Origin of the sequence: Dietzia sp. E1 (genome assembly GCF_014145015.1) — a bacterium.
Taxonomy (GTDB): Bacteria; Actinomycetota; Actinomycetes; order Mycobacteriales; family Mycobacteriaceae; genus Dietzia; species Dietzia cinnamea_A.
Genome location: NZ_JAALDU010000108.1, coordinates 1 through 2,068, shown reverse-complemented (window position 1 = coordinate 2,068; position 2,068 = coordinate 1). Strand labels below are relative to the sequence as shown.

The following is a 2,068-nucleotide window of genomic DNA, read 5'->3' as shown; positions in this document are numbered from 1 at the left end:
CGGCTGGAGCGGCGGTCGGCGCCGCGGCCTCCCGATCGGCCCGCAACAGCCGCTTGTCGCGGCGGCGGCGTTCCGATCTCGGCAGCAGGTAGACCTTCTCGGTGATGAACGGGTCGCTGGTCAGCGCCTTGACGATCGCGACGCACAGCGCGCCCAGCACCAGCACGAACGGGGACGCGGCGATGATCGTGAGGTTCTGCAGGCTGTTGAGCGCGGTCTCCGGCTCACCCTCCCGCAGGCCGGGCAGCAGCATGAGGATCGCGACGGCGGCGGTGAGGCCGCCCCACAGCACGACCAGCCACCGCTTGGGCTCCTCCGCGCCGTTCTCGGACATGCCGGCCATGACGATCGAGGCCGAGTCGGCGCCGGTGATGAAGAAGATCGAGATGAGGATGATCGCGACGAACGACAGGATCGTCGTGAACGGCAGCTCGCCGAACAGGGCGAACAGCTGCAGGGTCGAGTCACCGTCGCCGTAGATGCTGCGCCCCTGGAGCTCGAGGTCCAGGGCGGCGCCGCCGAAGATGGAGAACCACAGGATGCTCAGCACGCTGGGCACGATCATCACGCCGATCACGAACTCGCGGATCGTGCGGCCGCGCGAGATGCGGGCCAGGAACATGCCGACGAAGGGCGACCACGAGATCCACCACGCCCAGTAGAAGACCGTCCAGCCGGACAGCCACTCACCGGCCGTGCCGTCGACGCTCGCGCCGGTGCGCGACGCCATGTCGAAGAAGGTGCCGATGTACCCGCCCAGCGAGGTGGGCACCAGGTCGAGCATGAACACCGCGGAGCCCGAGGCGACCAGGACGAAGAGCGCCAGGGCCACGGCGAGGACCATGTTGGTGTTGGACAGGAACTGGATGCCGCGGTCGATGCCCGACACCGCCGAGGCCACGAAGCACATGCCCAGGACGATGATGATGCCCACGGCGGCGGCCGCGCTCTCGGCGGAGACGGTGCCGGTCTCGGCCAGGCCCGCCCGGATCTGCAGCGCACCCAGGCCCAGGGAGGCCGCGGTGCCGAAGACGGTGGCGAAGATCGCCAGGATGTCGAGGACCTTGCCCTGCCAGCCCAGCGCCCGCTTCGGCCCGATCAGCGGGACGAACGCGCTGGAGATGAGGTGCCGCCCGCCGTAGCGGTAGGCGGTGAGCGCCAGGGCCAGCCCGACCACCGCGTACACCGCCCACGCGTGGGCGGTCCAGTGGAAGGTGGTGGTGGCCATCGCGGTGGTCACGCCGGGCCGGGCGCCGGGCGGGGTGTCGATGTAGTGGCTCAGCGGCTCGGACACGCCGTAGAACATCAGGCCGATGCCCATACCGGCGGCGAACATCATCGAGATCCAGCTGGTGGTGCGGAACTGCGGCCGCTCGGCGTCGCCGCCCAGGCGCACGTTGCCGTACTTGCTGAGAGCCAGCCACAGGACGAACGCCACGAACACGGTCGCCGCGAGCACGAACAGCCAGTCCACGCTCCGGGCGGTCCAGTCGAACGCCGCCGTGGACGCCGACTGGAAGGAGTCCGTGAAGCCCAGTCCCCAGACGAGCACCGCGCCGACCAGGACGAGCGCGGGGACGAACACGCCCCGGCTGAGGCCCCGCGGGAACACGGCGTCGCCGGCCACGGGGGGATCGGAGGGCGGAGGAGATGGAGTCTTCTCGTCGTTGGTGGTCACCCTGACAGGCCTAGCACGGATCTGACCCGAGGGAGGGTTAAACTCCCTTTCACCCGGCCCCCGGCTGGACCCCGCCGCGGGCGATCTGCCAGGTTGGACGGGTGCACACGTGGGCGGAGATGCCGCCGGATCCGCTCAGAGTCCTGAACGCCTGCGCGCGCCGTGCCGAGCGCGAGGGCCTGCCGCCACCGGCCGCGTTCCTCGGGGACTGGCTGGGCGCGGCCGCGGTGATCGCCCCGTCGGCAAGACTGGCTCCTGTCGCCCCGGCCGATGCGTTCGGGACCGATGCCCTCGTCGTCGTCGACCCCGGCACCCCGCCCGCCACGGACGGCGCCCCCGGCACCGACGCCGACCCCGGCCTCACATTGGGCTTCCGCTCCTACCCCGACG

1 protein-coding gene and 1 pseudogene are annotated in these 2,068 nt (G+C 71.0%); one reads left to right on the top strand and one right to left on the bottom strand.

Translation table 11 applies throughout. The features are described from left to right. On the bottom strand, positions 1-1,678 hold a 1,678-nt coding region (locus tag G6030_RS04850; RefSeq protein ID WP_347238579.1), incomplete at its 3' end, for a BCCT family transporter. 119 nt (positions 1,679-1,797) lie between these two features. Between G6030_RS04850 and G6030_RS16390 the strand changes: the two are divergent. Then, positions 1,798-2,068 (top strand): annotated as a pseudogene (locus tag G6030_RS16390) (aminodeoxychorismate synthase component I); the annotation flags it as partial.